At 60.0% G+C, this 24,237-nt stretch carries 24 protein-coding genes and 1 pseudogene; 10 read left to right on the top strand and 15 right to left on the bottom strand.

Translation table 11 applies throughout. From position 1 onward, the window contains the following. Window positions 1-44: 44 nt before the first annotated feature. A complete protein-coding gene (locus ASD31_RS06085) occupies window positions 45-782 on the bottom strand; it encodes an SDR family oxidoreductase (RefSeq protein WP_056330852.1) in 738 nt (245 codons plus the stop codon). Window positions 783-793: 11 nt separating this feature from the next. Beyond that, window positions 794-2,209 carry an aldehyde dehydrogenase family protein gene (locus tag ASD31_RS06080; RefSeq protein ID WP_056330849.1) on the bottom strand — a complete coding sequence of 472 codons (1,416 nt, stop codon included), beginning with the start codon at window positions 2,207-2,209 and terminating at the stop codon, window positions 794-796. 98 nt (window positions 2,210-2,307) lie between these two features. Between ASD31_RS06080 and ASD31_RS06075 the strand changes: the two genes are divergently transcribed. Next, window positions 2,308-3,207: a LysR family transcriptional regulator gene (locus ASD31_RS06075; protein WP_056330844.1), complete on the top strand. Its 900-nt coding sequence runs from the start codon at window positions 2,308-2,310 to the stop codon at window positions 3,205-3,207. A 155-nt stretch (window positions 3,208-3,362) separates the two neighbouring features. Here the strand turns inward: ASD31_RS06075 and ASD31_RS06070 are convergent, their stop codons facing one another. Next, complete coding sequence (locus ASD31_RS06070) at window positions 3,363-4,304, bottom strand: AraC family transcriptional regulator (protein WP_056330840.1); 942 nt, start codon at window positions 4,302-4,304, stop codon at window positions 3,363-3,365. A 91-nt stretch (window positions 4,305-4,395) separates the two neighbouring features. On the opposite strand from ASD31_RS06070, the gene ASD31_RS06065 reads away from it, so the two are divergent. Beyond that, a complete protein-coding gene (locus tag ASD31_RS06065; protein ID WP_056330837.1) occupies window positions 4,396-5,373 on the top strand; it encodes an oxidoreductase in 978 nt (325 codons plus the stop codon). Window positions 5,374-5,586: 213 nt separating this feature from the next. Continuing rightward, entirely contained in the window at window positions 5,587-6,075 is a 489-nt protein-coding gene (locus ASD31_RS06060; RefSeq protein WP_056330834.1) for an Rrf2 family transcriptional regulator, read from the top strand. Here the strand turns inward: ASD31_RS06060 and ASD31_RS06055 are convergent. The 4 genes from ASD31_RS06055 to ASD31_RS06040 form a co-directional block, all read right to left on the bottom strand. Further along, window positions 6,058-7,083 (bottom strand): mechanosensitive ion channel family protein, encoded by a 1,026-nt coding sequence (locus ASD31_RS06055; protein ID WP_056330832.1) that lies wholly within the window; start codon window positions 7,081-7,083, stop codon window positions 6,058-6,060. The genes ASD31_RS06060 and ASD31_RS06055 overlap by 18 nt on opposite strands. A 72-nt stretch (window positions 7,084-7,155) precedes the next feature. Then, the gene (locus tag ASD31_RS06050; RefSeq protein ID WP_056330829.1) at window positions 7,156-7,578 is read right to left on the bottom strand and encodes a cupin domain-containing protein; all 423 of its coding nucleotides are present in this window, start codon (window positions 7,576-7,578) and stop codon (window positions 7,156-7,158) included. A 33-nt stretch (window positions 7,579-7,611) separates the two neighbouring features. Next, window positions 7,612-8,364 carry an SDR family oxidoreductase gene (locus ASD31_RS06045; protein WP_056330826.1) on the bottom strand — a complete coding sequence of 251 codons (753 nt, stop codon included), beginning with the start codon at window positions 8,362-8,364 and terminating at the stop codon, window positions 7,612-7,614. Between the two features lie 67 nt (window positions 8,365-8,431). After that, window positions 8,432-8,911 (bottom strand): carboxymuconolactone decarboxylase family protein, encoded by a 480-nt coding sequence (locus tag ASD31_RS06040; RefSeq protein WP_056330822.1) that lies wholly within the window; start codon window positions 8,909-8,911, stop codon window positions 8,432-8,434. A gap of 137 nt (window positions 8,912-9,048) precedes the next feature. Here ASD31_RS06040 and ASD31_RS06035 point away from each other — a divergent pair, with 137 nt between their 5' ends. Beyond that, complete coding sequence (locus tag ASD31_RS06035) at window positions 9,049-9,963, top strand: LysR family transcriptional regulator (RefSeq protein WP_056330819.1); 915 nt, start codon at window positions 9,049-9,051, stop codon at window positions 9,961-9,963. A gap of 74 nt (window positions 9,964-10,037) precedes the next feature. Here ASD31_RS06035 and ASD31_RS06030 read toward each other — a convergent pair whose 3' ends face one another. The 5 genes from ASD31_RS06030 to ASD31_RS06010 all read right to left on the bottom strand — a co-directional run bounded on the left by ASD31_RS06030 (window position 10,038) and on the right by ASD31_RS06010 (window position 13,094). Then, window positions 10,038-10,508 (bottom strand): nuclear transport factor 2 family protein, encoded by a 471-nt coding sequence (locus ASD31_RS06030; RefSeq protein ID WP_056330817.1) that lies wholly within the window; start codon window positions 10,506-10,508, stop codon window positions 10,038-10,040. Window positions 10,509-10,615: 107 nt separating this feature from the next. Beyond that, window positions 10,616-10,942 carry a nuclear transport factor 2 family protein gene (locus tag ASD31_RS06025; protein WP_056330812.1) on the bottom strand — a complete coding sequence of 109 codons (327 nt, stop codon included), beginning with the start codon at window positions 10,940-10,942 and terminating at the stop codon, window positions 10,616-10,618. A gap of 12 nt (window positions 10,943-10,954) precedes the next feature. Beyond that, a complete protein-coding gene (locus tag ASD31_RS06020) occupies window positions 10,955-11,938 on the bottom strand; it encodes a saccharopine dehydrogenase family protein (RefSeq protein WP_056330809.1) in 984 nt (327 codons plus the stop codon). A gap of 1 nt (window position 11,939) precedes the next feature. After that, entirely contained in the window at window positions 11,940-12,335 is a 396-nt protein-coding gene (locus tag ASD31_RS06015) for a VOC family protein (RefSeq protein ID WP_056330806.1), read from the bottom strand. Between the two features lie 15 nt (window positions 12,336-12,350). Continuing rightward, a complete protein-coding gene (locus tag ASD31_RS06010) occupies window positions 12,351-13,094 on the bottom strand; it encodes an SDR family NAD(P)-dependent oxidoreductase (RefSeq protein ID WP_056330803.1) in 744 nt (247 codons plus the stop codon). Between the two features lie 136 nt (window positions 13,095-13,230). Here ASD31_RS06010 and ASD31_RS06005 point away from each other — a divergent pair, with 136 nt between their 5' ends. From ASD31_RS06005 to ASD31_RS25210, 3 genes are all read left to right on the top strand, one after another. Beyond that, window positions 13,231-14,112: an AraC family transcriptional regulator gene (locus tag ASD31_RS06005; RefSeq protein WP_056330801.1), complete on the top strand. Its 882-nt coding sequence runs from the start codon at window positions 13,231-13,233 to the stop codon at window positions 14,110-14,112. Between the two features lie 471 nt (window positions 14,113-14,583). Further along, the gene (locus ASD31_RS06000; RefSeq protein WP_056330798.1) at window positions 14,584-15,564 is read left to right on the top strand and encodes a 3'-5' exonuclease; all 981 of its coding nucleotides are present in this window, start codon (window positions 14,584-14,586) and stop codon (window positions 15,562-15,564) included. Between the two features lie 171 nt (window positions 15,565-15,735). Then, entirely contained in the window at window positions 15,736-15,882 is a 147-nt protein-coding gene (locus tag ASD31_RS25210; RefSeq protein WP_082520435.1) for a DUF1127 domain-containing protein, read from the top strand. A gap of 362 nt (window positions 15,883-16,244) precedes the next feature. Here ASD31_RS25210 and dinB read toward each other — a convergent pair whose 3' ends face one another. The 3 genes from dinB to ASD31_RS05985 all read right to left on the bottom strand — a co-directional run bounded on the left by dinB (window position 16,245) and on the right by ASD31_RS05985 (window position 18,424). Next, entirely contained in the window at window positions 16,245-17,327 is a 1,083-nt protein-coding gene (gene dinB / locus ASD31_RS05995) for a DNA polymerase IV (protein ID WP_056330795.1), read from the bottom strand. A gap of 77 nt (window positions 17,328-17,404) precedes the next feature. Beyond that, window positions 17,405-18,082 carry an SOS response-associated peptidase gene (locus ASD31_RS05990; RefSeq protein WP_056330793.1) on the bottom strand — a complete coding sequence of 226 codons (678 nt, stop codon included), beginning with the start codon at window positions 18,080-18,082 and terminating at the stop codon, window positions 17,405-17,407. 81 nt (window positions 18,083-18,163) lie between these two features. After that, window positions 18,164-18,424 (bottom strand): hypothetical protein, encoded by a 261-nt coding sequence (locus ASD31_RS05985; protein WP_056330789.1) that lies wholly within the window; start codon window positions 18,422-18,424, stop codon window positions 18,164-18,166. A gap of 207 nt (window positions 18,425-18,631) precedes the next feature. Here ASD31_RS05985 and ASD31_RS05980 point away from each other — a divergent pair, with 207 nt between their 5' ends. The 3 genes and pseudogenes from ASD31_RS05980 (at window position 18,632) to ASD31_RS05970 (ending at window position 24,081) form a co-directional block, all read left to right on the top strand. Continuing rightward, on the top strand, window positions 18,632-19,387 hold the full coding sequence (locus tag ASD31_RS05980; RefSeq protein WP_056330787.1) for an ImuA family protein: 756 nt from the start codon (window positions 18,632-18,634) through the stop codon (window positions 19,385-19,387). Next, the gene (locus ASD31_RS05975; RefSeq protein WP_082520434.1) at window positions 19,308-20,819 is read left to right on the top strand and encodes a Y-family DNA polymerase; all 1,512 of its coding nucleotides are present in this window, start codon (window positions 19,308-19,310) and stop codon (window positions 20,817-20,819) included. The genes ASD31_RS05980 and ASD31_RS05975 overlap by 80 nt, the downstream gene beginning before the upstream one ends. Next, window positions 20,819-24,081: pseudogene (locus ASD31_RS05970) on the top strand (error-prone DNA polymerase). The gene ASD31_RS05975 and the pseudogene ASD31_RS05970 overlap by 1 nt, the downstream one beginning before the upstream one ends. Window positions 24,082-24,237: the final 156 nt, after the last annotated feature.

Here is a 24,237-nt window from a genome sequence, read left to right as displayed (position 1 = left end):
GGGATGGAGATAGCCATTCTGGAATGAACAGTCAAGAATAATTTTCACCAAGGCAGCGGACCATCGTCGTTAAAATAGCCCCCGCTGGGGCCACTGTCGGGAAGTGTCGCCAGGTCCACGACGATTTTCGCACCTTGTTTCACCGTACGCGTGCCGGCATGACCGTTGAGATCGGTTGCGATATGGCCCGGCGTCGCCGCATTGATCTTTATATGGGAATGCGAGGGGTGACGCCGGAAGGCATTGGCATATTGCAGACTTATCATTGTCACGGCGGCTTTGGACGAGGCGTAGGCAATGATGGTGTCCGACTGACCGAAAGGCGTTTCCGGATTGCTGGTCAGCGTCAGGGAGGCGCTGGTGCTGGTGATATTGACGATCCTCGGATGCGGCGATCTTTGCAGTAGTGGCAGGAATGAACTGATCGTGCGTACAGTGCCAAAGACGTTGACGTCGTAGGTTGCAAGCATGTTGGCCGCGTCCGTCTCAAGCGCGGGCACACGATAGAGGACGCCCGCATTGTTGACGAGAATGTCGAGCAATCCTTCCCGGTCTTCGATGTGTCGTGCCGCGGCCACGATGCTTGCGTCATCGGTGACGTCGAGCGCAATCGCCATCACATCCGCTCCTTCCTTCGCCAGGTCATCCGCCGCGGCTTGTCCGCGCTCGCTATCCCGGCTGCCAAGATAGACCCGCATTCCGAGCCCGCCGAGCTGGCGGGCAACCTCTTTGCCCAGTCCCTTGTTGGCGCCGGTAATCAGTGCAATCGGCTTCTTCGTCATGGATTCGCTCCTCAGCCAAGGACTGCGCGGGGTTCAAGAAAGGCTTCGAGGCCGAAGACGCCGAATTCCCGTCCGAAACCGGATTGCTTGAAGCCGCCAAACGGTGCCAGCGGTTCATGCGGGGCGGCGTTGAGGATGACGCGGCCGGCCTCGATCCGGTCGGCTACACGCCGTGCCCGGGTGATGTCGGATGAGAAGACCTGGGCCTGAAGGCCGTATTCGGTGTCGTTTGCGATCGTGATGGCCTCTTCCTCATCGCGGTACGGAATGAGGGAGAGGACCGGTCCGAAGATCTCTTCGCGGGCGATGCGCATGCCGTTGTTCACGCCGGTAAAGATGGTGGGACGAACAAACCAGCCGCGTGAAAGCCCTTCCGGCCGGCCCTCGCCGCCGGCGAGCAGGCTGGCACCTTCTTCCTGGCCCAGCCTGATATAGGACTGCACGCGCTCCCATTGTTTCTGGCTGACCATCGGGCCGACGCGGACGTTTTTGTCCTTGGGGTCGCCCACCTTGAAATCCTTGACTGCCTCCCGGAGGCGGGCTTCGATTTCCTTGAACTTGCTCTCGGGCGCAAGAATGCGGGTTCCGGCTATGCAGGCCTGCCCGCTGTTGAGGAAGCCGGCTGCCAACACTTGAGGGACTGCGACGTCAAGATCGGCATCGTCGAGAATGATGCTGGGGCTCTTGCCGCCAAGTTCCATCGTCACGCGCTTCATGGTTTCCGCGGCCGTGCGGACAATGGTTCGGCCTGTGGCCGTGGACCCCGTGAAGGTGATTTTCGACACATCGCGGTGCGCGGTCAGCGCGGACCCGACCACGGCGCCATAGCCGGTGACGATATTGAAGACCCCTTTGGGCAGACCGGCCACATGCAGGCATTCCGTGATCACCTGGGTCTGGATGGCGCTCATCTCCGAAGGTTTGATCACCATGGTGGCGCCCGCAGCAATGGCAGCGGACAGCTTTCCGCAGATAAAGCCATAGTTGCTGTTCCAGGGGGTAATGGCCACCGTGACACCGGAGGGGCGCATCTCAACCTCGGCAGTCCCGATACGGCGTCTGAATTCATAGCCTTTAAGCGTATTGGCCATTTCCAGGAAGACGTTGCCCGCTCTTGGCGCTGAGAAGTCGATGAAGGTCGACGGTGCGCCATATTCCTCGCGCATGGCGTCAATGAGATCGTTTCCACGGGCGGCCACGGCGGCATGCAGCCGGTGCAGCATATCGACTCGTTCTTCCTTGGTGGTGTTGGAAAACGCCAGAAATGCGCGCTTGGCGGCCGCAACTGCGCGATCGGCATCGTGCGCATCGGCGAGACGCACGGTGCCGATCTGTTCCTCGGTTGCCGGATTGAAGAGTGGCGCCCATTGGTCGCCATGGGGTTCGACGAACGCGCCGTCAATGTAAATGCGATCGATGATATGCATGTCGTTTCTCCTGCAATGACTTCACGGGGAAAATGGCATGCGTTATGTGTTGCGAGTAGTAGGACAAAATTGGACGAGCTGATGAACTGGATCGCGCAATGAGGGCGAGTCTCATCGAACTGGAGGCCGTTGCTGCGGTGGCTCGTCATGGCGGATTCCGAGCTGCTGCGCGGGAGCTCGGCATGTCCTCATCGGCTTTGAGCCATGCGATCGCCGCATTGGAAGAGCGCATTGCCGTCAGGCTGTTCAACCGCACCACGCGCAGCGTAGCCCTTTCCGCGGCAGGGGAGCAGTTCCTGTCCGAAATCGTGCCGGCCTTGCAGACGCTGGAAAAAGCCATCGAGAATGTGGGAGAACATTCCGATCGGCCCTCGGGAAGACTGCGGCTGAACATGGCGCCGGGCGCGGCGCGCATCCTGCTCCAACCGCTTCTGCTGGAATATGCCCGCCGCTATCCGGAAGTGGAGCTGGAAGTCGTCACCGAGAATGCGTTGGTCGACGTGATCGGCAAGGGGTTCGATGCCGGCATTCGTCTCACCGAGGCGATTTCCCCCGACATGGTCGCGGTGCCCATCATATCGAAAATGCGCTCTTTCGTTGTCGGATCTCCGAAATATTTCGAAGGTCGCGACAAGCCTGTTGTGCCCAGTGACCTGTCCCGGCATCGCTGTATTCAGATGCGCATGACAGGCGGAAGGCTTTATCGCTGGGAATTCGAAAAGCGCGGAGAGACCTTTTTGATCGATGTCTCGGGTCACCTGATATTCGATGCGTCGGACCTGATACTCGAGGCAACCCTTGCCGGCTTCGGCCTTGCCTATCTAGGGGAACATGCACTCGGCACACACATCGCTTCGGGCGACCTCATTCCAGTTCTCGAAGATTGGTCCCCGTCTTATCCGGGTCTCAGTCTCTATTTCTCTCAGCGGCGGCATATGCCCTCCAAACTGCGGGCATTCATAGACCTGATCCGTGGGCACGCTGTGCGAGATAGCTGATAGCCACCAAGATTGCACTGTGGAGGACAGGGTCGCAGGTTCAGATTCCTTCCAGGCGTATGATGCGGAGTGGGTCCATATTGAAAGCGGTCGCAAACAATGATGACTTGCTGAAATTCTGCATCTCCCGGCGCACTCGTTCAGCCAAGCGGCAGTCAAGAGTCGATCGCCCCACTGTGCATTGCGTCGCGATACAGACTACGGTAACGCGCGGGTGATTGGCCGAGGGCGCGGCGGAAGCTGGCAGCAAAAGCGCTGTCAGACGCGTAGCCGAGCGACTGTGCAATCCGTGGCAGTGGCTCGTTGCCGCGCCGCAACCGGGCGGCGGCAAGCCGCATCCTCCAGTTCGCAAGATAGTCGATAGGCGATGCTCCGACGGTTGTGCGAAATTTCTCGGCAAATCCCGAGCGGGACTGGCCGGCAAGAGACGCCAGTGCCTCTACCGTCCAGCGGCGCGACGGATCGGCGTGGATGGCCCGTAGTGCCGGCGCCAGGCGGGCATCCGCAAGGCCGGCGAGCCAGCCGGGATGCTGTGATGTCTGGCGCGTCATATAGGCACGCAGGACATGGATAAACACCAGCCGCAGCAGGTCGTTGCAGGCGATGCGAGCGCCCGGCGCGGTGCTGTTCCACTCCAGATCCAACTGTTCGAGCAACCAGCCAATCGGTCCGGCCTCTTCGCGGTTGATCACGACCACAGGCGGCAGGGCGTCGGTGAGGAGTGATCCGTCGACGGTGTCGAGGTTGACGCTCCCGCCGAGGAGCACAAAATTCCGACCATCGCCCACTGAGACATCCAGATTGCCCCCGGCGAATACCTCTGCCGCCGCTATCGGCTTCACGTTGGGATCGCTGCAAAGCGTAAACGCCTTGCCGCTGACCACAAGACAATCGCCCGCTTCAATGCGCAACGGCGCCTCTCCCTCCGAGATCAGCCAGGCACCGCCTTCGCGGACCGCATTGAATTTCAGGTAGCCCGGTGGTGGAAAAGCAACAGACCACGCGCCTCCGGCTGCAAAACGCACGGAGAACAGCGCCCGCGCATCGATGGCGCTGAGCACGTCGGATAGAGGGTCGTGGATATTTTGGACGATCACGACAAAAATCCGGATCCTGCAGGCGGGGAGCTCCGAGAGCCTACCCGATATAGGGGAGGGACACCAGAGCCACAAATGAAGGAGTAACAACATGTCCGAACAGAAACCTATTGGATCCCGGTTCAGCGCGGCCAGCACGGCGCGCGAGGTTACCGAGGGTATCGACCTTTCCGGCAAGACGGCAATTGTCACCGGTGGCTATTCCGGTCTCGGCATCGAGACGACGCGCGCGCTGGCTGGTGCCGGTGCTCATGTCATCGTACCGGCCCGCAATCGCGAAAAGGCCGAACGCACACTTGCCGGTATCGACAATGTTGCCATCGCAGCGATGGATCTTGCGGATCCCGCATCGGTTGCCGCCTTTGCTGGCAGGATCGTTGCGGCGGGCATACCGATCTCAATCCTGGTCAACAGCGCCGGCATCATGGCGACGCCGCTTGCCCGGGATCAGGCTGGGCACGAGAGCCAGTTTGCCACCAATCATCTCGGCCACTTCCGGCTGGTTGCGGGCCTATGGCCCGTGCTGGTCAAAGCCGGTAACGCGCGGGTCATCTCTGTGTCGTCGCGCGGTCATCAGCTCGGGCCGGTCGATTTCGACGACATTGATTTCAAGACGCGCCCCTATGACAAGTGGCAGGCCTATGGCCAGGCGAAGACGGCAAACGCGCTGTTCGCGCTGGGGCTTGATCGGCGTGGAGCAGGGCTTGGTGTGCGGGCATTTTCGTTGCACCCCGGCGTCATCCTGACCGATCTCGCCCGCCATCTCAGCGAAGACGAGATCAATTCTTTCGATGTCTATGACGAGAATGGCGAACGCCGGGTCGATCCATCGCGCGATCTCAAGACGCCGGAACAAGGAGCGGCAACGAGCGTCTGGGCAGCAACGCGGCCCGAACTCGACGGTATCGGCGGCGTCTATTGCGAAGATTGCGAGGTTGCCCTGCCGCAAGCGGAGACGGACGGCACCAAAGGTGTGGCGCCTTGGGCCATGGATCCGCAGGTGGCGGAACGGCTCTGGCTGGTTTCGGAGCAGTTGACCGGCTTGTCGCTGGGTGGTCGTCCGGGCTGAGCAGGCAACTTACGGCCATTCCCGTCGGGATGGCCGTACATCCGCAAGATGTTCCGACACGGCTCGTTGCGATGCATCGCAACGAAATCAATCGATAGCCGTATGATCGACATCTGGCATGCCGGGCCAGATGGTCCAACAATCGCCTGTATTTACAGCGATTCAAAATAGGGATATCATGTATCCTTAATTCCGATCCGAGGTTCCCACCGCATGATACTCAAAAGCCAAGTCGAATGGGCACTTCACTGTTGCGCCATTCTCGCCGGCCTGCCTGACGGGCGCTATCTGTCGACCAAGGCGCTGGCAGAACTGCATGGGCTTCCGAAGGAATATCTTTCAAAGGCACTTCAGAGCCTGTCGCAGGCAGGCCTCGTCCATACGACGCTTGGCCCTTCGGGCGGCTATCGACTTGCAAAGGCACCGGCAGAGCTGACCTTCCTTGATGTCGTTGAAGCAGTGGAGGGGAAAGGCCGGACCTTCGTCTGCCAGAACATCCGTGCCAACAATCCCTGCCGACCCAAGGACTATTGTGAGAGCGGTTCGTGTGCGATTGCACGGATCATGTGGGAGGCCGACGAAGCGTGGCGCACTGCGCTTCGCAAGGTTACGTTTGCCGACCTTGGGAAAACGCTGGAGCAGGAAATCGATCCGGGCATCTGGGCCGGAACGTTCGATTGGGTGCTAAAGCGCGCGGGGTAGAGCGCGGACCGATCTGGGTTCCTCCGTCTTGTCACCCTGACCAGCGACGACGAGATAGGCATGCGCCGGCATTGCAAAGCCGAGACCATGGGTCGCGCAGTGTTGGCTGACGACATCGATGATCTCGTTGCGCGCCGGCACTCGGTTCGCAGGGCTGGTCACGCGGAACAGCAATTCGACATCGATTGCGATCGCATCGATCCCCTTGAATGCCACGATTGGCTTCGGCTCCTGAACAATGAACCGGCAATCTTCCAGTGCAGACAACAAAATTGCTTCGATGGCGGATGGCTGTCGGTCGGCCGCAATGCGGATGGCCAATATGACGAGGTGCGATTCATCCGGTCGCGTCAGGTTGGTGAGACTGAGTTTGGCGAGCGCACTGTTGGGAAGAACAACAACGTTATGTGCCGGCGTCAGGATCTGTGTCGAGCGCCAGTTGTTCTGGATGACGCGTCCTTCTGTGCCGTCGCCTAGCTGGATCCAGTCGCCGATTGAAAACGGGCGACCCAGTGTGAGGGCAACGCCAGAGAACAGGTCGCCCAAAGTGTTCTGGAGGGCAAGGCCAAGGATGATGGCGACTACGCCGGAGGTGGCAACGAGCGTGCCGATCGGTGCGCCGAACACGAAGCCGATGATGGAAAGCGTAACGCCCAGATAAACGCCAGCGACGATCAGATCCTGGATCAGTCGCGCCTCCTGCGGCCGGCGGTCGAGCACAATGTAGAGGCGTACAAAGCCGATCGTTGCCCAGGCGAACTGGACCCACCAGAGAACGCGCGCGGATTTCCCGAGATAGGAGGTCAACCCTTCAAGCTCACCTGTTGTCACGCGAAACGGAAGGATACCCTGCGACAGGAATGTCGCGGTCATTGCTGCAAAGAACAGGATCTGGACGATGAGGCGCGCCGTTGGTCGATCCTTGCCCTGAACATGCCAGACAAGGATGCCGATCACGCCCACAATATCGACGATTGCGAATGCCAGTGCGGACAGGTCAACGGCCATGGCAGGTCACTCCAGACGTAATGGGCAAAGGGATCCGGATGCGGCAACGGCATCCGGTCCTTGTCGAGATCCTTACTTCTTGATCGGGTAGGTCAGTTCCTTTTGACCGGTATCGACAACGAAGACGGCGAGAAGCTTGGCGGGCTTCGTGTCGCTGCCGTTCTTGCTGACACCGTGGCGGTCGCCCGGCAGTTCGGAGAAGTGTTCTCCAGCCTTGTATTCCGTGACCGGACCGTCATTCACCTGGCTGAGGATCGATCCCTCCAGCACGGTGGCGTAGATGAAGGCGCTGTCCGGGTGCGTATGCGCGTCGGAATAACCACCCGGACCGTACTCGACCAGAACCCCCTTGAGGCTTTTGCCCGGCACATTCGGCAGCTCGTGTTCATAGACGAGGGTGACCTTCGATGCCGAGCCGCCGGAGGCGTCATGGGCGATGGCGGCTCCTGAGGCAAGGAGTGCAATCACTATTCCTGCAACTGTATTTCTGATCATGATGTTCTTCCTTCATAGACGCGGAGGCGGATTTCATTTGCGAGGAGCGGTGGCGAACCACTGCTCGAAACCGATCTTGCCGAGCCGCGGATTGTTGTCGGAAACCAGCGTGCGGTCTTCCAGGCGGGCGCCGAAGTATTTGGCTTGCGGATCGGCAACGACCTGTCGGGTGTCTCCCGTCGCTTCCATATAGCGGGCGACCAGTTCGTTCAGCGGGAAGCGCTCCGGTCCGGCGATCTCGATCAAACCGTTGACCGGGGGTTCAAGCGCCACATCAGCCATCGCATCCGCGACATCGTCGGAGGCGATGGGCTGCACGAAGGCCGGCGACAGATGCACCTTGCCTTCAACCAGGGCGGACTGCGCGATGCCGCCGAGGAACTCCATGAACTGGGTTGAGTGGACGATCGTGTAGGGAATACCGGCCTCGCGGATCAGCTTTTCCTGCGCAAGCTTGGCGCGGAAATATCCGCTTTCCTGGAGCTTGTCCGTTCCGACGACGGAGAGCGCGATGTGGTGCTTAACGCCAGCCGCCTTTTCCGCGGCGAGCAGATTGCGGCCGGAGGTCTCGAAGAATTCCATCACCGCCTTGTCCTCGAAAGATGGGGAATTGGCGAGATCGAGGACCACGTCCGTTCCTGCAAGCGCCTCGGCCAGCCCCTCGCCGGTAATGGTGTTCACGCCGGTATTGGGAGACGCGGCGATCACCTCAAGGCCTTTTGCCCGAAGGCGTTCGGTGGTCTTTGAACCGATCAGGCCGGTTCCGCCGATGATGACGATTTTCATGGTCGTTCCTCCGTCAGCTGTGCTGACATCGTGTGGTTGTCGGTGAAATGCGGATGTCTTTCGGACCTCAGTTGAGGCCGGCCTTGTCGAGACCGTAGAGCTTGTCTGCCGAGCCGGGCACGGATTTGAAGGCGATGCTGACACGGTTCCAGGCGTTGATGGTCATGATCGAGAAGGTGAGGTCGGAGACTTCCTTCTCCGAAAGCTGGCCGCGGACACGCTCGTAAAGCTCGTCCGGAATGCCGCCTTCGGGCAGTTCGGTAACGGCTTCCGTCCAGGCAAGGGCTGCGCGTTCGCGGGGAACGAACAGATTGGATTCCCGCCAGATCGAAACATGATAGAGGCGAAGTTCGCTCTCGCCGTGGATCTTGGCTTCCTTCACATGCATGTCGAGGCAGAAGGCGCAGCCATTGATCTGCGAGGCACGGATATTGACGAGATCGCGGATCGACTGCTCGATGACGCTGTCTTTCAGCGACATGCTGAGCTCAGATATCTTCTTGAAAAATTCGGGGGACTGGGCTGCGTAGTTGAGGCGCTGTGTCATGGTTTTTCTCCGTTATTAAGGACGCATATTATCCTTATGGATATCTAATATCCTTAATTGCTGGACAGGCAACCAAAACCGGACTAAGCTTTCGACATAACGCTTATTCCAAATGGTATGGGCAGAGGGGGAGCAGGATGGACGTCGTTTCAGCGCTAAGGTCATTCTTGCGTGTGGCCGAGACTGGTTCGTTTTCTGCTGCGGCGCTGGATCTCGGTCTGACCCAGCCGGCGGTGTCGCGGCAGGTTTCATCGCTTGAGGAGCATTACAGTACACGGCTGTTCCACCGCTCCACCAACGCCCTTTCGCTGACTGTCGAGGGCGAGCAGATGATTTCGATGGCGCAGACGGTTATCGATGCGGTGGAAGCGCTGGGCGAAACCACGTCGGCAGATGGCATGGCTTCCGGAAAAGTCAGGATTAGCCTGCCGGCAGCGCTCGGTCTTTATATAAGCGATCTGCTTCCCGCCTTCTTGATGGACCGCCCCGGTCTTTCCGTCGATATCGTCTTTTGCGAACAACCTTCGAACATGGTCGGCGAGGGAATCGATCTCGAAGTCCGCCTTGGCGAGGTGTCCGATAGCAGTCTGATCTGTCGTCGGATCGGCTGGACAACAGCTTCCCTCGTCGCAGCGCCCAGCTATATCCAGAGGCGGGGTATGCCCAGCCATCTGCTTGAGATCCCAGACCATGATTGCATCTGCTATAATCGTGGCGGTGAGGGGCGGTCCTGGAGCTTTTTGAATGGCGCCGACATCGAGAGAGTCAAGGTCGCCCCGAGGATGATCTTCAACAATACCGGAGCGGTGCATCGCGCCGCGCTCGCCGGTGGTGGATTGGCAGTGCTGTCTCACATTCTTGCACGTGAAGACATCGCTGCGGGACGCTTGGTCAAAATGATGCCGGCCTTTCCGCCCGTGCGGTTGCCGATCACTGTCGTCTACGCCTCGCGCCGAAATCTTCCGCTGCGTGTCCGCGCTGTTCTGGATTTCCTGGTTGATGCCGTTGGTGAGGATGTATTGATGGGGACGGCCGAGGCATTAACAGCCTGATCTGATTGGCGAGCGAGAATGGCGCTAGAAATCAATCCCACCGCCATTCCATTCGCGTCGTCTTCTTTGGAGACTTAGATCTCGGAGAGAACCGTCAGATCGCCCGTCCGCCAGACATTGTCGACCGTATTGCGCGTGATGACCCAGACATTGCCTGCCCGGATCAGCTCGACGTCGTAGCGGTTCTTCATCAGGTAGTGACGCGAGGGATCGCTGCGGGGAACGTGCTGCGCCTCGACGAGAACATCCATGCGTGCAGTGTCGCCATCGATTGCCACCCGCGGATTGCTGACGGAATGCGTGGTGTCCAGGGTAGCAAGCGATGTCGTCAGCGCAGCGACTATGACATCCCGGCCCTCAATGACCGGATAGTCGAAACCGGCCTTGGCAGCAGCCGGCCGGAAGTCGGAGACGGCATTCTCTGCCAGCGAGGAAGCGAGGAGATTGGTGTCGCGAAGATCGATACCGGCGGTGAAGCGATAGAGGGTCTCGACGACCGCGAGCCTGTCTGCGGCATCTTGTACGAACGATGGCGATACGGTCATGAACGTGCTCCTTGTCGTGCCGGAGGCGTGCGGAATGCAAACCTTTCCCGGCATCGGCGCGCTGTGCGCCGATGGGTCTGGTTGGATAGGACTGGAAGGTTGGTCTGTTATTCGAGATCGGCGTCGATGCGCTCGATCAGGCCGTCGGGATTCACCGTGATCTTCAAGATCCCTATCTCGTGTCCGAAATCGCCGGTGAAATCGAGCCGGACGTCCGAATGGAGGCCGTCCAGTTCTTCGACGGACAACAGCTTGCTGCTGGTGCTGAAGCCGACGAAGAAACGCTCGAGGTATTGGCGGACACCATCCTGGCCGACAAAAGCGTCGCCGACCGAGACATCGTCGATGACGGCGTCGGCTGCGAACAGAGACAGAGCCCCTTCGACGTCGAAGGCATTGGCAGTCGCAATAAATGATTCGACGAGCTTCTGCATTTTGCCGGTTCCTCAGACATCGTTGATCGAGGTATCGGCGATGGTCTGTGCGAAGCCGCTTCCGAACAGGGCAGCAGGCGTCTGAAAGCCGGGGTGGAATTCGCCACCAAGAACACGTCGGCTGGCCTCGGCTGCTGCCATCGCCGTGAAGGTGTAGCCGTTGACCGTATCGAGGATGGAACGGGTGACCTTTCCGTCTGCCCCGGTGACTTCGATGGATGCCTGGTAGCGGTTCGCCAGCCGGTCCTCTTCACTTGGTCCGTCCGGGAGCGCCGAAAGGTCGCCCTGCGGGAAGCCATCGCCGGTGACATGTACGAAGGTTTCCACATCAGGGACGCCCGTCGCACGCCAGATGGTGATGAGATCGGGCAGGGTCACCGGAAAGCAGTCGACCGCGCCCTTGCCGAAATCGAATTTGCGGGTGCCGTCGGCGGCAACGGCGACAAGCTCGCCATCCCTTCGTGCCAGGGTCTCTACGGTGACGTTCTCCATGGCGCTGATCGCCGATCCACGAGAAAGTCCGCCGGCGACAAGAAGCGCGATCCTGATCCTGCGAGGATCGTTCACGCGCGAGACCGTATGTCCCGCGAGACTGCCGAGCATGGCGACACTGCCACCGCCTCCCGGCATGAGCATGACGCCTGCAGCCTTCGCTTTGTCGTCGAAAGTCTCAGCCAGACGATAGCTATCGAGTTCGGCGGCCGTGTCGAGATAGTGGATACTGTTGCGGATCGACGCCTTCATCAGGGCATCGGCCGAGCGCATAAACGGCCCGGCGCAGTTTAGGAGGACAAAGATGCCGGCCAAACCGGCATCGATCGCTGCAGAATCGTCGAGACCAAAGACGCGGTATTCGACGCCGAGTTCTGCAGAGAGCGTCGACAGGGTCGCTTCGTTTCGGCCGGCGAGAACCAAGGGCGTACCAGCTGCCTTCGCATGCTCCGCCGCCATGCGGCCGGTATAGCCGGTCGCGCCGTAGATCATCAGTTTTGTCATGTCAGTGCTGCCATTCCTTGAAGACAAATTCGAGGCTGTAGCCGTCCGGATCACGGACCTGGGCGGCGTAATAGCGGGGGTCGTAGTGGAGCTGTGTTCCCGGTGGATGGATTTCCGAGGCGCCTGCCATCATGGCGGCGGCAAAGGCGGTATCGACCTGAGAGGTACCGTTGGCGACGAAGCCGATATGAGCGGCACGGCCTTCGACTACGCCTTCGCGGAGCCAGAAAAATACTTTGCCGTTCGCCCCGAACCCCTTTAGGTCGGGATGTCCGGGAGGACCATCCTTTCCCTCGTAGTCATGAGCATGGACGATCCCGAGTGGGGCTAGCGCCACCTCGTAGAACGCGATCGAGCGATCAATGTCGCTCACGGAAATGAAGACATGGTCGAGCATCCTGCTCTCCTCTGATCAGATGATGTAGCCGCCCGCGACCTCAATGTTCTGAGCGTTGATCCAGCGGTTCTCGGTGGAAAGGAGGCTGGCGACGACCCCTCCTATCTCTTCGGGCTCGCCGACACGGCCGAGCGCTGTCTGGCCGGCGAGCATGGCCTCGAACTCGTCGTTCAAGCCGCCGCCGAGTTCAGTGCGGATTGCGCCGGGTGCGATCGAGTTTGCCCGAATGCCTCGCTCACCAAATTCCTTGGCCATGTAGCGGGTCAGGACTTCCAGACCACCCTTGAAAGAGGCGTAGGGTGCAACGCCTGTGGTCGCCACGCGCGAAGTGGCGCTGGTGATGTTGATGATCTGGCCGCCGTCCGCCATTAGTGGCAGCAGGATCTGGGTCAGGAAGAACGGCCCCTTGAGATGGACGTTGAACAGCCCGTCGAACTGTTCTTCCGTGACAGTCGCGATCGGATTGAAGAGGCCGTATCCGGCATTGTTGACGAGATAATCGAAGTCATCCCGGCCGAAGACGGAACGCAGCTTCGAGGCAACTGAATCCCGGAAGGCCGGAAACGCGCCGGTGTCGCTGACGTCGAGTTTTAGGGCAACGGCCTTACCGCCGTTCTCCATGATTGCCTTCACGACATCGTCCGCTTTTGCGGGGTTGCTGTTGTAGGTCACGACGACGCCCATTCCCTTGCGGGCGCATTCGATGGCTGTGCTGGCTCCGAGGCCCCGGCTTCCTCCGGTGACGATGACGACCTTCATGGCTGTTTCCTTGTCCGTTGGGTGTTACCTGAAGCTAGGCCTGCACCGTCTCGCCTGCTCACCTATTTCTCTCAGAAGCTTGCCTATTTCTGCTTTGCGGTTGCCGACAGGAACCCGTTCTGTCACGGTCGCTCTCATGGAAAAGCAACTTCAGGAACTGCGCGCTCTGGCATCGACTGCGGAAAACCGCCGCACAGCAACGGGAATTCCCCGTGTTGCGATGGTCCAGGGCGAGATCCCGGAGCATCGGCTTTCGGCCGTCTACGAGCCGATGATTAACCTGATCCTGACCGGGTCGAAGACGATGACTGTGGGCGAGCGCACTTTTGCCTACGACCCTGCCACTTACTTCGTCATGTCGGTCGACCTTCCGGCGGTCGGATCGATTCACCCTTCGGTGGCGGGAGAACCCTACCTCGCGGTAAGCCTGACGCTCCACCCGCCGACTGTCGCCGCACTGATCAGCGACCTGCCAGTCCAGGTCTGCAGCAAGCTGTTCGGCTCCGGCTTCTCGATTGCGCCAGTCAGCGAGGAATTCCTTGACGCTTGGGTGCGTATGCTTCGGCTCATGGAGCGGCCAGATGAGATCGCCGTGCTTGCGCCGGCTTATGAGCGGGAAATCCTCTTCCGGGTGCTGCAGGGTCCGCTGGGCTGGATGCTGCGGGACATCGCGGCTCCCGACGCGGCGCTCTCTCGGATCGGAGTTGCGATCCACTGGATCCGAGAAAACTTCGCCAAGCCTCTAAGGGTCGAGGCGCTTGCCGAGATGGCGGCGCTCAGCGTGTCGGCCTTCCATCGTCATTTCAAGGCTGTGACAGCACTCAGCCCGATCCAGTACCAGAAGCAGGTCCGCCTGCTGCATGCACGCACGCTTTTGATGGCTGGAGAAGGAACGGCAACGTCGGTCGCCTTCGGCGTTGGCTATGAAAGCCCAAACCAGTTCAGCCGGGAATACGCAAGACAGTTCGGGCTACCACCCTCGAAGGACGTCGTGCGTCTTAGGGGCGAGGCCGTGTGACGGGCGCTTGGCCCGGGATGTTTTTCTCCAACGACCGCTTGGGGGACTCACCGTCTTAAGCTCTGCGCCAGGAGCGCCAGAAATCACCACACTTCGATTGTGATCGAAGCTTCGCTTCTGCGAAGCTGCCATAAGGGCCTTTCGCCGCTGGAGTTCAGGTCATGATATCTTGCCCACCATCTAAGACGGAACCCTTCTTCGGCTGGCATGTGGTCGCTGCGGCCTTTGTGCTGGCAGTCTTTGGCTGGGGTGTCGGTTTTTACGGGCCACCGATCTACTTGCAGATGGTGGTCCAGCGAACAGGATGGTCCGTCGCGCTTGTCTCGGTTAAAGCTGTCACTGCGTGAAACTGCGCGGTTGTGAACGTTGTTAGCCAGATTGGCTGAAATCGCACCCCACCAACACGGTTGATCTGCTGATCGTGCCGTGTTTTGAAGGTGGCACATTGGCGGCGGGGCTTTGACAACTGGAATGGCAGAACGGTTTGACATGTTTTCGGAGCAGGCTGCGCGCGATCCGATGGTCACGCGTGGCACCTCCAAGTCCACCAAGGTCGAAACGCATGCCATCCCGATGAGTGAAGAGGACATCGTCCGTCATCTGTCGGAGACAGGCCGCTATCGCATCCTCACGAAACTGGTGCCGCGCACGGTTGCGCCAAACCCGCAACCGGAATTCCCCCTCAAAGGCATCATCCTCGACACCGAGACTACGGGCCTCAATGCTCGCAAGGATGAGATCATCGAGATTGGCGTTATTGCATTCACCTTCGATGCGACAGGAAACATCGGTGACGTCACCGGGGTCTATGGTGGGCTTCAGCAGCCGAGCGTTTCCATTCCTCCCGACATTACCAGGCTTACTGGTATCACCGACGAAATGGTGGCCGGACAATCGATCGATATCGCTGCTTTAAAGGCGCTGATCGAACCAGCGGATCTGGTGATCGCCCACAATGCCGGCTTCGACCGGCCATTCTGCGAGGCGTTTTCCCATCTGTTTTCTGGCAAGGCCTGGGCCTGCTCCAACTCCGAGATCGACTGGGCTTCGCGCGGATATGAGGGCACCAAGCTCGGCTACCTCATCGGGCAGGCTGGCTACTTCCATGATGGTCATCGGGCTGTTGATGATTGCTTTGCACTTCTGGAGGTCCTGGCTCGCGAGGCGGCCGGATCGGTCTCCACCGCTTTCGCCGAGCTTTATGAGGCAAGCCAGAGGTCGCGTGTCCGGATCTTTGCCGAGAACAGCCCCTTCGACATGAAGGATCACCTGAAGACGCGAGGCTATCGCTGGTCTGACGGAACCGACGGCCGCCCGAAATCCTGGTGGATCGAGGTGGACGAAGAAGCGCTCGATGATGAGTTTCGCTATCTCAGGGCCGAAATCTACCGATATCCCGATACCGATCCACCGATCAAACGCCTCACTGCCTTCGACCGTTTCCGGGCTTGATGTTATCGCTTTGATCAGCCTCCAAGGAGACCCATGCCTTGGACGCATGGCCGACCTGAGACCTTGTGCCTTATCAACTGGCGGCCAAGAGCCTATATTCCAACCATCGAAACGACGTTGGAACCGAGGCAAGGTTGCTGGCGTCAAGAGACCTCACGAAAGGGGATCATCATGAACGTAGCACGCTCCTTCAATAACTGGCGCAAGTATCGTCAGACCGTTACCGAACTTGGCCGCATGAGCTCGCGTGAGCTGCAGGACCTCGGTATCAATCGGGCCCACATCCACAGCGTTGCCCGACAGTCGGTCGCCCGCTAAGCGGCCGTTTCCAACCTGTCGAACTGATACTACGCCCGCTGATGACGCGGGCGTTTTTGTATGTGCTCTCCCACCCCGGGACTTGGTTCGAGACTTCTGAATCCGCAAAATGGCCTTGCGTCTCTTGCATAGCTGCACTGCAGCAAAGTCTGTTTCGTGTGCGGCGGAAACTGGTACCTTGGTATTCATCGAAGCGATGCACCTCCTCCCGCAGAGCTTCGAATTCAGACGGCCCACTCCTCCTCCCAAGGGGCGTCTGTCGGAACATCGGCACTCCTCCTCCCAGCCGTTGTTCGGTTCTTTTCGGAAAGCCTGCCGCACCTCCTCCCGCGGCAGGCTTTTTCGTTTTCAGGGCCGTCACATCAGAGTTCGAGAGCGAGTTGCGGTGCCTGCTCACTCTCTTCGGTATTGAGCGACGACAGGGTGATCCCGAGGAGCCGCACCGGATGTTTGAACGGGAACACTGTGGCGAGCAGGGTCTCTGCTATCTCCAGGATCATGTCGATGTCCGAAACGGATCCGGACACGGTCCGACTGCGTGTCGCCTGACTGAAATCCGAGTATTTGATTTTTACGGTGATCGTCTTTCCCGTGATGCTGTGCGCTTCGCAGTAGCGCCAGACCTTTTCGGCCAAGGGCCGCAGCTCGGCCTTGGCCGGATCGAGATCGTCGATGTCCTCAACGAACGTGTCTTCGGCGCCAACCGATTTGCGGATGCGATCAGGTCTGACCTGCCGTTCGTCGATCCCTCGGGCAATGCCGTAGAAATACGGGCCGGACTTCCCAAAATGCTGCTGAAGGAAGGCAAGCGACTTCGATTTCAGGTCAAGCCCGGTTTCGATACCATGCCGTTTCATCCGCTCGGCCGTCGCCGGCCCCACGCCATGGAATTTCTTGACGGGCAGGGCCTCGACGAACCCCGGACCGTTCTTTGGCGTAATGACCGCCTGGCCATTCGGCTTGTTCAGATCGCTCGCCATCTTCGCGAGGAACTTGTTGTAGGAAATGCCGGCCGAGGCGTTAAGCCCGGTGACTTCTTTGATCTTGGCGCGGATCTCCAGCGCGATCTCCGTGGCGATCTCCATGCCCTTTAGATTCTCCGTCACATCGAGGTAGGCCTCATCGAGCGATAGCGGTTCGATCAGCGGCGTATATTCGGCGAAGATCTCGCGGATCTGCTGCGATACTGCCTTGTAGACGTCGAACCGCGGAGGCACAAAAATCAGTTCCGGGCATTTGCGCTTGGCGGTGACCGACGGCATTGCCGAATGCACGCCGAAGCGCCTTGCTTCGTAACTTGCGGCCGCCACGACGCCACGGGCCGCGGATCCCCCAACGGCCAGCGGCTTGCCGCGTAGCTCGGGGTTATCTCGCTGTTCGACCGACGCGTAAAATGCGTCCATGTCCACATGGATGATTTTGCGCACGGGTTGCACACTACCCATGACGTCAGTTCCCACAGGATAAGTCGGCATTTGGTGTACAGGCATCTGACTGCTCTGGTCGTGCTGAGTGCTGGTGATCAAAGCAACAGACCTTCCTCGTCCGGCTTCGGTTTGGCCTGTGGCGGCACGATCACCAGCATATTGCCCGGGAGCGGACGTTGTAGGTGGCGGGCTTCATCCCAAGGTGCTGTCAGCCAGGTCTCGACTTCTTCAGGCGTGGTGAGGATGGAGGGCATGGCCTTTTGATGAATCGGCGAGACGATTTCGTTCGGTGAAGTCGTCAGAAATCCGAACAGTTCGTATTCCTGCTCGCCATCCCTGACTTTGCGCACGCCCTTCCATGGCGTCCAGAAGCCCGCGAAAAACATCAGCGGCCGATCTTCGTTGCCGGCAAACCAGGCGTTCGGCACACGCCCGCCCTCAGTCTTGCTGGCTGGATCCGGTTCGGCGAAGGAGGTGAACGGCACGACGCAGCGGCTGGTTGGGCCGAGCCAGCGCCGCCAGTGCGGCGAACTCACATTGCGAATATTGGTGACGCCGGGATCGTAATTTTTCACATAAGCCGGCGGCGACGGCATTCCCCAGGTCGCCCGGGCAATCTCGCGCTGTCCGTCCTCGGCGACCCGGACAATCGGCGCCTGGTAGCCTGGATAAACATCGAAGGAGGCTTCATTCCAGCCGGCTCGATCCCGGAACGCCTTTGTAAATTGCAGAACCGCGTCACGCGTGGTCGTCACATTATAGAGATTACACACTACCCGTCCTCCTATCCAATGCGGGTCAGGGCGAAGTTTCCGACCCTTTCGGATCGCAATCAAGCTTTGAGAGCTCAGCGATCACGTGGGATCTTGCAGATCAGCGGCCACGCCCACCTCCAGCAAGCAGGGAAATCCCGTCCCGCATCTATCCTGCCCGTCAGAACAGTGCATCTTGTCGCAACCCATTGCCATGCGACGGCGCAGATCGACAAAACGCATGCTGGCGCCAAACTGTTTCACCAGCGCCTTGCGATCAAGCTCGCCCTGTTGCCCGCACGGTTTGCATTCGACGGTAATCACCGGTCCCTTGAAATCTCTGAGCGTCAGCAGGCCGGGCATATCTCTATTTTCTCATCCACGATATTTTTCGTCCCATTCCGCATCGAATTGAATCTGCTTGATGAATCGATTGAGCAACAGCCGTCTCGTGTTGCTGGCTGCTGTCCACCCGATTCTTGCCCGTTGACTCACAGCCGCTTAAAGAACAAAAACAGAACATAGCAGCTTTTTTTGGCTATGCAAATGCACTCTTGACGTAGGAAACCGATGCCAATCACTGCCGCCAACCCCGTCATTTCTGAACTTCAGGACCGCATCCGGCGGCTTGAAGGCGGAACTGCGCGCAAGGGCGAGGTGCTGTCGTTCGGGATTGCCGAGATTGACGCAAAGCTACCCGGTGGTGGGTTGGCCCGCGGCGCCTTGCACGAGGTGGCCGGTGGTGGCGCCGATGCCGTGCATGGCGCAGCCGCCGCGCTGTTTGTCGCCGGGATCGTCGCGCGCACCAAAGGCGACGTCCTCTGGTGCCTGACACGGCCGGATCTGTTTGCGCCTGCCTTAGCACAGGCGGGGCTTCACCATGATCGGGTGATCTATGTCGAAGCCGACCGGGAAGAGGATGTGCTCACAAATTTCGAAGAGGGTCTGCGTTTTGGCGGGCTGGGGGCCGTCGTTGCCGAGCTTGTGCGCCTGCCGATGACCGCCTCGCGGCGCCTGCAACTGGCGGCCGAGGCTTCGGGAACGATCGGAATTGCACTGCGACGATGGCGCCGCCCGACGGAGGCTGCTGATTTCGGGCAGCCGACAGCCGCGACGACACGGTGGCGCATCAGCGTTTTGCCTTCCGAACCGCTTCCCGTGCCCGGCATCGGCCGGGCGCGGTGGCTGGCGGAATTGATCAGAGCAAGGGCGGGAGAAGCCGCAGAATTTGAAATAGGTGCCTGCGATGCCACGGGTCGTATCAGTCTTTCTCCCCACGCTCGCGACGGACAGGATCAGGCGCGCCGATCCCAGCATTTCGGCTGAAACACCTGTTGTGGTTGTTTCCCGCAGTGGATCAAAACGCACCGTCTCTGCAATCGACGCTGCGGCCTTCAAGGCCGGCGTCCGCATCGGCATGCCCGCCGCCAAAGCCCAGGCGATGATATCCGGCCTGCACATAGTTGATGCCGATCCGGACGGCGACGCCTTGGCGATCGAGCGCCTAGCGCTATGGATGCTGCGCCAATATACGCCGGTGGTGGCGATAGATGCTCCCGACGGCATTGTCATGGACACCGAGGGTGCCGATCATCTGCGCGGCGGCGAGTTGCCGATGCTCACTGGCCTCGTCAACGCTCTGAGAGGCCACGGCCTTCAGGCCCGCGGCGCCATTGCGGACACGTGGGGTAGCGCCCATGCCATTGCCCGCGCCACGCGGCGGGAGGCGATCATCGTCCCGGTTGGAGAAACGGCCAAGGCCGTCGTCAACCTGCCGATTTCCAGCCTTCGTCTGCCGCCCGACATCGTCAGCGGTCTGGGCGTGCTTGGGTTTCGGACCGTCGGCGAGCTTTCCGCAACGCCGCGGGCGCCTTTGACATTGCGCTTCGGGCCGGAGGTCGGCCGCAGGCTCGATCAGATGTTCGGACGCCTTGCCGAACCGATCGACCCCATTCGCACCGCAGACCTGATCGAAGTGATCAGATCCTTTTCCGAACCGATCGGCGCGGCCGAGACTATAGCCAAATATATTGGCCGCTTGGTGGTCGAACTCTGCGCCGCGTTGGAAACGCGCGGGCAGGGCGTTCGCCGCGCCGATCTGATCGTCTATCGCGTCGACAACACATTGCAGTCCCTTCGCGCCGGCACGGCAAAGCCGGTGCGTGATATCCACCACCTGACAAAGCTTCTCTGTTCCAGCATCGAGAAACTCGATCCCGGTTTCGGTATCGAAAAACTGTCCCTCACTGCTACCATGATCGAGCCGGTCGAAGAAAAGCAGTCGATCTCCTCGCTGGTCGAAGAGATGATCGTCGACGTCACGCCGCTGCTCGACAGTCTTGGAAATCGCGGCCAGCGCATGTACCGGCTGGCGCCGGTCGAGAGTGACGTTCCGGAGCGCAATGTCGGGCGCGTCTCCCCAGTTTCCGAAAAATTCGGTCAAGCCTGGCCGACCCGCTGGCCACGGCCGAGCCGTATGTTGGCGCGGCCGGAACGGATCGAGGTGATTGCGCTCACACCCGACCATCCGCCGGCATCCATGACCTGGCGCGGCAAGCGCCGGCGCATCAAGCGCGGCGATGGGCCGGAACGGGTCTTTGGTGAGTGGTGGGTTCGGTCCTCCGAGATGGAGGCGGTCAGGGACTACTATTCCGTCGAGGATGAGGACGGCAATCGCTTCTGGGTCTATCGCTCCGGCGACGGGGTGGATCCCGCTACCGGAACAGCCAAATGGTTCCTGCATGGGATCTATGGCTGATGCGCTACGCCGAGCTCCAGGTCACCAGTCATTTTTCCTTCCTGCGCGGTGCGTCAGGCTGCGATGAGCTGTTTGCCACCGCCGAGGCACTCGGTATCGATGCGCTTGGTATTGTCGATCGCAACAGCCTTGCCGGGGTCGTGCGCGCCTGGGAAGCCTCCAAGGAAACCGGCGTCCGGCTGGTCGTTGGCTGCAGGCTTGATTTGTCTGACGGCATGTCGATCCTGGTCTATCCAACGGACCGGGCTTCCTATTCGAGGCTCTGCCGGCTTCTGTCACTCGGCAAGGAGCGGGGCGGCAAAGGCAAGTGTATCCTCGATGTGTCGGATGTGGCCTTTATGCAGAGGGACTGCTAGCCGTCCTGATCCCCGACGAGGCCGATGACGCATGCGCTGTCCATCTGCGCAAGGTGAAGGAGATATTTGGCGACCGCGCCTATATGGCACTGACGCTGCGCCGCCGACCGAACGATCAACTGCGCCTGCACGAGCTCAACACCCTGGCGCTCCGGCACAAGGTTCGGCCGGTCGTCACCAATGACGTGCTGTTTCACGAGCCGGGCAGACGACAGCTGCAGGATGTCGTCACCTGTATTCGCCATCGCACCACCATCGATCAGGCCGGATTCTTGCGCGAACGGCATGCCGATCGCTTCTTGAAGCCGTCCGAGGAAATGCACCGTCTGTTCAGCCGCTATCCCGAGGCACTCGCCCGCACCCGCGAGATTGTCGATCGCTGCCGCTTCGACATGAACGAGCTCACATACCAATATCCCGATGAAGCGATCATCCCCGGGCTGACGGCGCAGCAGTCGCTGGAAAAATTCACCTGGGAGGGCGTCCGCGATCGCTACCCCGAGGGTGTTTCGAATGATGTGGTGAAGACCCTCAACCACGAACTCGATCTGATCCGCAAACTCGACTACGCCCCGTACTTCCTGACCGTCTACAGCATCGTCCGCTTTGCGCGATCTCAGGATATTCTTTGCCAGGGTCGGGGCAGTGCTGCCAATTCCGCCGTCTGTTATGTGCTGGGGATCACGGCGATCGATCCGGCCGCGAACGATCTGCTGTTCGAGCGCTTTATCTCAGCCGAGCGCAACGAGCCGCCCGACATCGACGTCGACTTCGAACATGCTAGGCGCGAAGAGGTGATCCAGTGGATCTACAAGACCTACGGCCGGCAGAAAGCCGCGCTTTGCGCGACTGTTACCCGCTACCGGGCTAAGGGTGCGCTTCGAGATGTCGGCAAGGTGCTTGGCCTGCCCGAAGACATGATCACGGCGCTGTCGGCCGGCGTCTGGGGCTGGAGCAAGGAGGGCGTTGGCGAAGAACAGGTCAACGAGCTGAACATGAACATGTCGGACCGGCGCCTGCGGCTGACCTTGGACCTGGCACAGCAACTGATGGGCGCCCCCCGTCATCTGGGCCAGCATCCGGGCGGTTTCGTCCTGACCAATGACCGCCTCGACGAACTGGTGCCGATCGAGCAGACCAGGATGGAGGATCGGCAAACGATTGAATGGGACAAGGACGATATCGAGGCGTTGAAGTTCATGAAGGTCGATGTGCTGGCCTTGGGAATGCTCACCTGCATGGCCAAGGGCTTTGCATTGCTGGAAGAGCACAAGGGAGTGAAGCTTGATCTCGCCACCATCGAGCAGGAGGACCCGGCCACTTACGCGATGATCCGCAAGGCCGACACGCTCGGCACCTTTCAGATCGAATCCCGTGCCCAGATGTCGATGCTGCCGCGCCTGAAACCCCAGACCTATTATGACCTGGTCATTCAGGTTGCGATCGTTCGCCCCGGTCCGATTCAGGGCGATATGGTGCACCCGTATCTTCGCCGACGCGAGGGCAAGGAGGCTGTCGTCTATCCGAAGCCGGAACTGGAGGCCGTGCTCGGCAAGTCGCTGGGCGTGCCATTGTTTCAGGAGAGCGCCATGAAAGTCGCGATCGTCTGTGCGGGTTTTACCGCCGGCGAGGCCGATGCGCTCAGGCGCTCCATGGCGACCTTCAAGTTCACCGGCGGGGTCAGCAAGTTCAAAGACAAGCTGGTCAACGGCATGGTGGCGAACGGCTATACAGCAGAATTTGCCGAGAAGACCTTCTCGCAGCTAGAGGGTTTTGGCTCCTATGGCTTCCCCGAAAGCCATGCCGCTTCCTTTGCTCTCATCGCTTACGCCTCCTCCTATGTAAAATGCCATTATCCGGATGTGTTCTGTGCCGCCCTCATCAATGCGCAACCGATGGGGTTCTACGCGCCGGCGCAGATCGTCACGGATGCCCGAGCCCATGGTGTTGCTATCCGCCCGGTTTGCATCAACCGTTCGCGATGGGATTGCACGCTCGAAGAGATCAGCGGAACAGACGGCCATGCCGTGCGGCTCGGTATGCGTCTGGTTAGGGGGCTGCCCGAACAGGATGCGGCAAAAATCGCGGTGGCGCGGGGCGACGAGCCCTTCGTGTCCATCGACGATATGTGGCGGCGTGCCGGGGTGTCGTCGGCCTCCCTGGTCAAGCTCGCCGAAGCCGATGCGTTCCGACCGTCCTTAAACCTTGAAAGACGCGATGCGCTCTGGGCGATCAAGGCCTTGCGCGACGAGCCACTTCCGCTATTCGCGGCGGCTGCCGATCGCGAGCGGGCGGTGATCGCCGAACAGCAGGAACCGGATGTGACGCTTCGGCAGATGACCGAGGGCGCCAATGTCGTCGAGGACTATGGCCATACCGGCGTGACACTGCGCGCCCATCCGGTCAGCTTCCTGCGCGAGGATCTCTCCCGCCGAAACATCGTCACCTGCGCCGAGGCGACATCGGCGCGCGACGGTCGCTGGCTGATGACATCAGGCCTTGTCCTCGTCCGCCAGAAGCCGGGAAGCGCCAAGGGCGTCATGTTTATGACCATCGAGGATGAGACAGGCGTTGCCAATATTGTCGTCTGGCCGAGCCTCTTTGAAAAGCAGCGCCGCGTCGTGCTTGGATCTGCGATGATGGCGATCAACGGCAAAATCCAGCGCGAAGGCGGCGTCGTGCATCTGGTCGCGCAACGGTTATTCGATCTGACCACCGATCTGGCAAGCCTGGGCGAGCGGGGTGGTTTCCGTTTGCCGTCAGGGCGTGGCGATGAATTCGCCCATGGGGCACCGGGAAGTCCGGATAGTCGCGAGCGGCCGCCGATGGGCGTCAAGGCGCGCGAAATTTACATACCTGACCTTCATATCGATACGCTGAAGGTCAAGAGCCGGAATTTTCAGTGAAAATCTTCAAGAACGCGTGTTGCTAGTTCGATTCGGTTCAAGGCGAAGGCGCGTATCGCTGTGGCTGCTCTGCGCCGTCATTTCGGTCGTTGAACATGTTTTTGATCTGGGCCATAAGCTGTCACGGCATATGAATTAATCTTAGCCGCACGATAT

The organism is Rhizobium sp. Root482, assembly GCF_001426565.1.
Lineage (GTDB): Bacteria > Pseudomonadota > Alphaproteobacteria > Rhizobiales > Rhizobiaceae > Pararhizobium.
The sequence above is the reverse complement of the archived record's forward strand: the minus strand, read 5'-3'. Positions and strand labels throughout refer to the sequence as shown.

What these genes read in the sequence shown, in the direction of transcription:
- ASD31_RS06065 (WP_056330837.1), top strand. Translation starts at nt 4,396, where the DNA reads ATGTCCGAACAGAAACCTATTGGATCCCGGTTCAGCGCGGCCAGCACG.
- ASD31_RS06035 (WP_056330819.1), top strand. Translation starts at nt 9,049, where the DNA reads ATGGACGTCGTTTCAGCGCTAAGGTCATTCTTGCGTGTGGCCGAGACT.
- ASD31_RS06030 (WP_056330817.1), bottom strand. Translation starts at nt 10,508, where the DNA reads ATGACCGTATCGCCATCGTTCGTACAAGATGCCGCAGACAGGCTCGCG.
- ASD31_RS06040 (WP_056330822.1), bottom strand. Translation starts at nt 8,911, where the DNA reads ATGACACAGCGCCTCAACTACGCAGCCCAGTCCCCCGAATTTTTCAAG.
- ASD31_RS06010 (WP_056330803.1), bottom strand. Translation starts at nt 13,094, where the DNA reads ATGAAGGTCGTCATCGTCACCGGAGGAAGCCGGGGCCTCGGAGCCAGC.
- ASD31_RS06025 (WP_056330812.1), bottom strand. Translation starts at nt 10,942, where the DNA reads ATGCAGAAGCTCGTCGAATCATTTATTGCGACTGCCAATGCCTTCGAC.
- ASD31_RS06015 (WP_056330806.1), bottom strand. Translation starts at nt 12,335, where the DNA reads ATGCTCGACCATGTCTTCATTTCCGTGAGCGACATTGATCGCTCGATC.
- ASD31_RS06060 (WP_056330834.1), top strand. Translation starts at nt 5,587, where the DNA reads ATGATACTCAAAAGCCAAGTCGAATGGGCACTTCACTGTTGCGCCATT.
- dinB (WP_056330795.1), bottom strand. Translation starts at nt 17,327, where the DNA reads ATGGGTAGTGTGCAACCCGTGCGCAAAATCATCCATGTGGACATGGAC.
- ASD31_RS06080 (WP_056330849.1), bottom strand. Translation starts at nt 2,209, where the DNA reads ATGCATATCATCGATCGCATTTACATTGACGGCGCGTTCGTCGAACCC.
- ASD31_RS06050 (WP_056330829.1), bottom strand. Translation starts at nt 7,578, where the DNA reads ATGATCAGAAATACAGTTGCAGGAATAGTGATTGCACTCCTTGCCTCA.
- ASD31_RS06045 (WP_056330826.1), bottom strand. Translation starts at nt 8,364, where the DNA reads ATGAAAATCGTCATCATCGGCGGAACCGGCCTGATCGGTTCAAAGACC.
- ASD31_RS05985 (WP_056330789.1), bottom strand. Translation starts at nt 18,424, where the DNA reads ATGCCCGGCCTGCTGACGCTCAGAGATTTCAAGGGACCGGTGATTACC.
- ASD31_RS06000 (WP_056330798.1), top strand. Translation starts at nt 14,584, where the DNA reads ATGGCAGAACGGTTTGACATGTTTTCGGAGCAGGCTGCGCGCGATCCG.
- ASD31_RS06055 (WP_056330832.1), bottom strand. Translation starts at nt 7,083, where the DNA reads ATGGCCGTTGACCTGTCCGCACTGGCATTCGCAATCGTCGATATTGTG.
- ASD31_RS06075 (WP_056330844.1), top strand. Translation starts at nt 2,308, where the DNA reads ATGAGGGCGAGTCTCATCGAACTGGAGGCCGTTGCTGCGGTGGCTCGT.
- ASD31_RS25210 (WP_082520435.1), top strand. Translation starts at nt 15,736, where the DNA reads ATGAACGTAGCACGCTCCTTCAATAACTGGCGCAAGTATCGTCAGACC.
- ASD31_RS05975 (WP_082520434.1), top strand. Translation starts at nt 19,308, where the DNA reads ATGCCACGGGTCGTATCAGTCTTTCTCCCCACGCTCGCGACGGACAGG.
- ASD31_RS06085 (WP_056330852.1), bottom strand. Translation starts at nt 782, where the DNA reads ATGACGAAGAAGCCGATTGCACTGATTACCGGCGCCAACAAGGGACTG.
- ASD31_RS06020 (WP_056330809.1), bottom strand. Translation starts at nt 11,938, where the DNA reads ATGACAAAACTGATGATCTACGGCGCGACCGGCTATACCGGCCGCATG.
- ASD31_RS06005 (WP_056330801.1), top strand. Translation starts at nt 13,231, where the DNA reads ATGGAAAAGCAACTTCAGGAACTGCGCGCTCTGGCATCGACTGCGGAA.
- ASD31_RS05980 (WP_056330787.1), top strand. Translation starts at nt 18,632, where the DNA reads ATGCCAATCACTGCCGCCAACCCCGTCATTTCTGAACTTCAGGACCGC.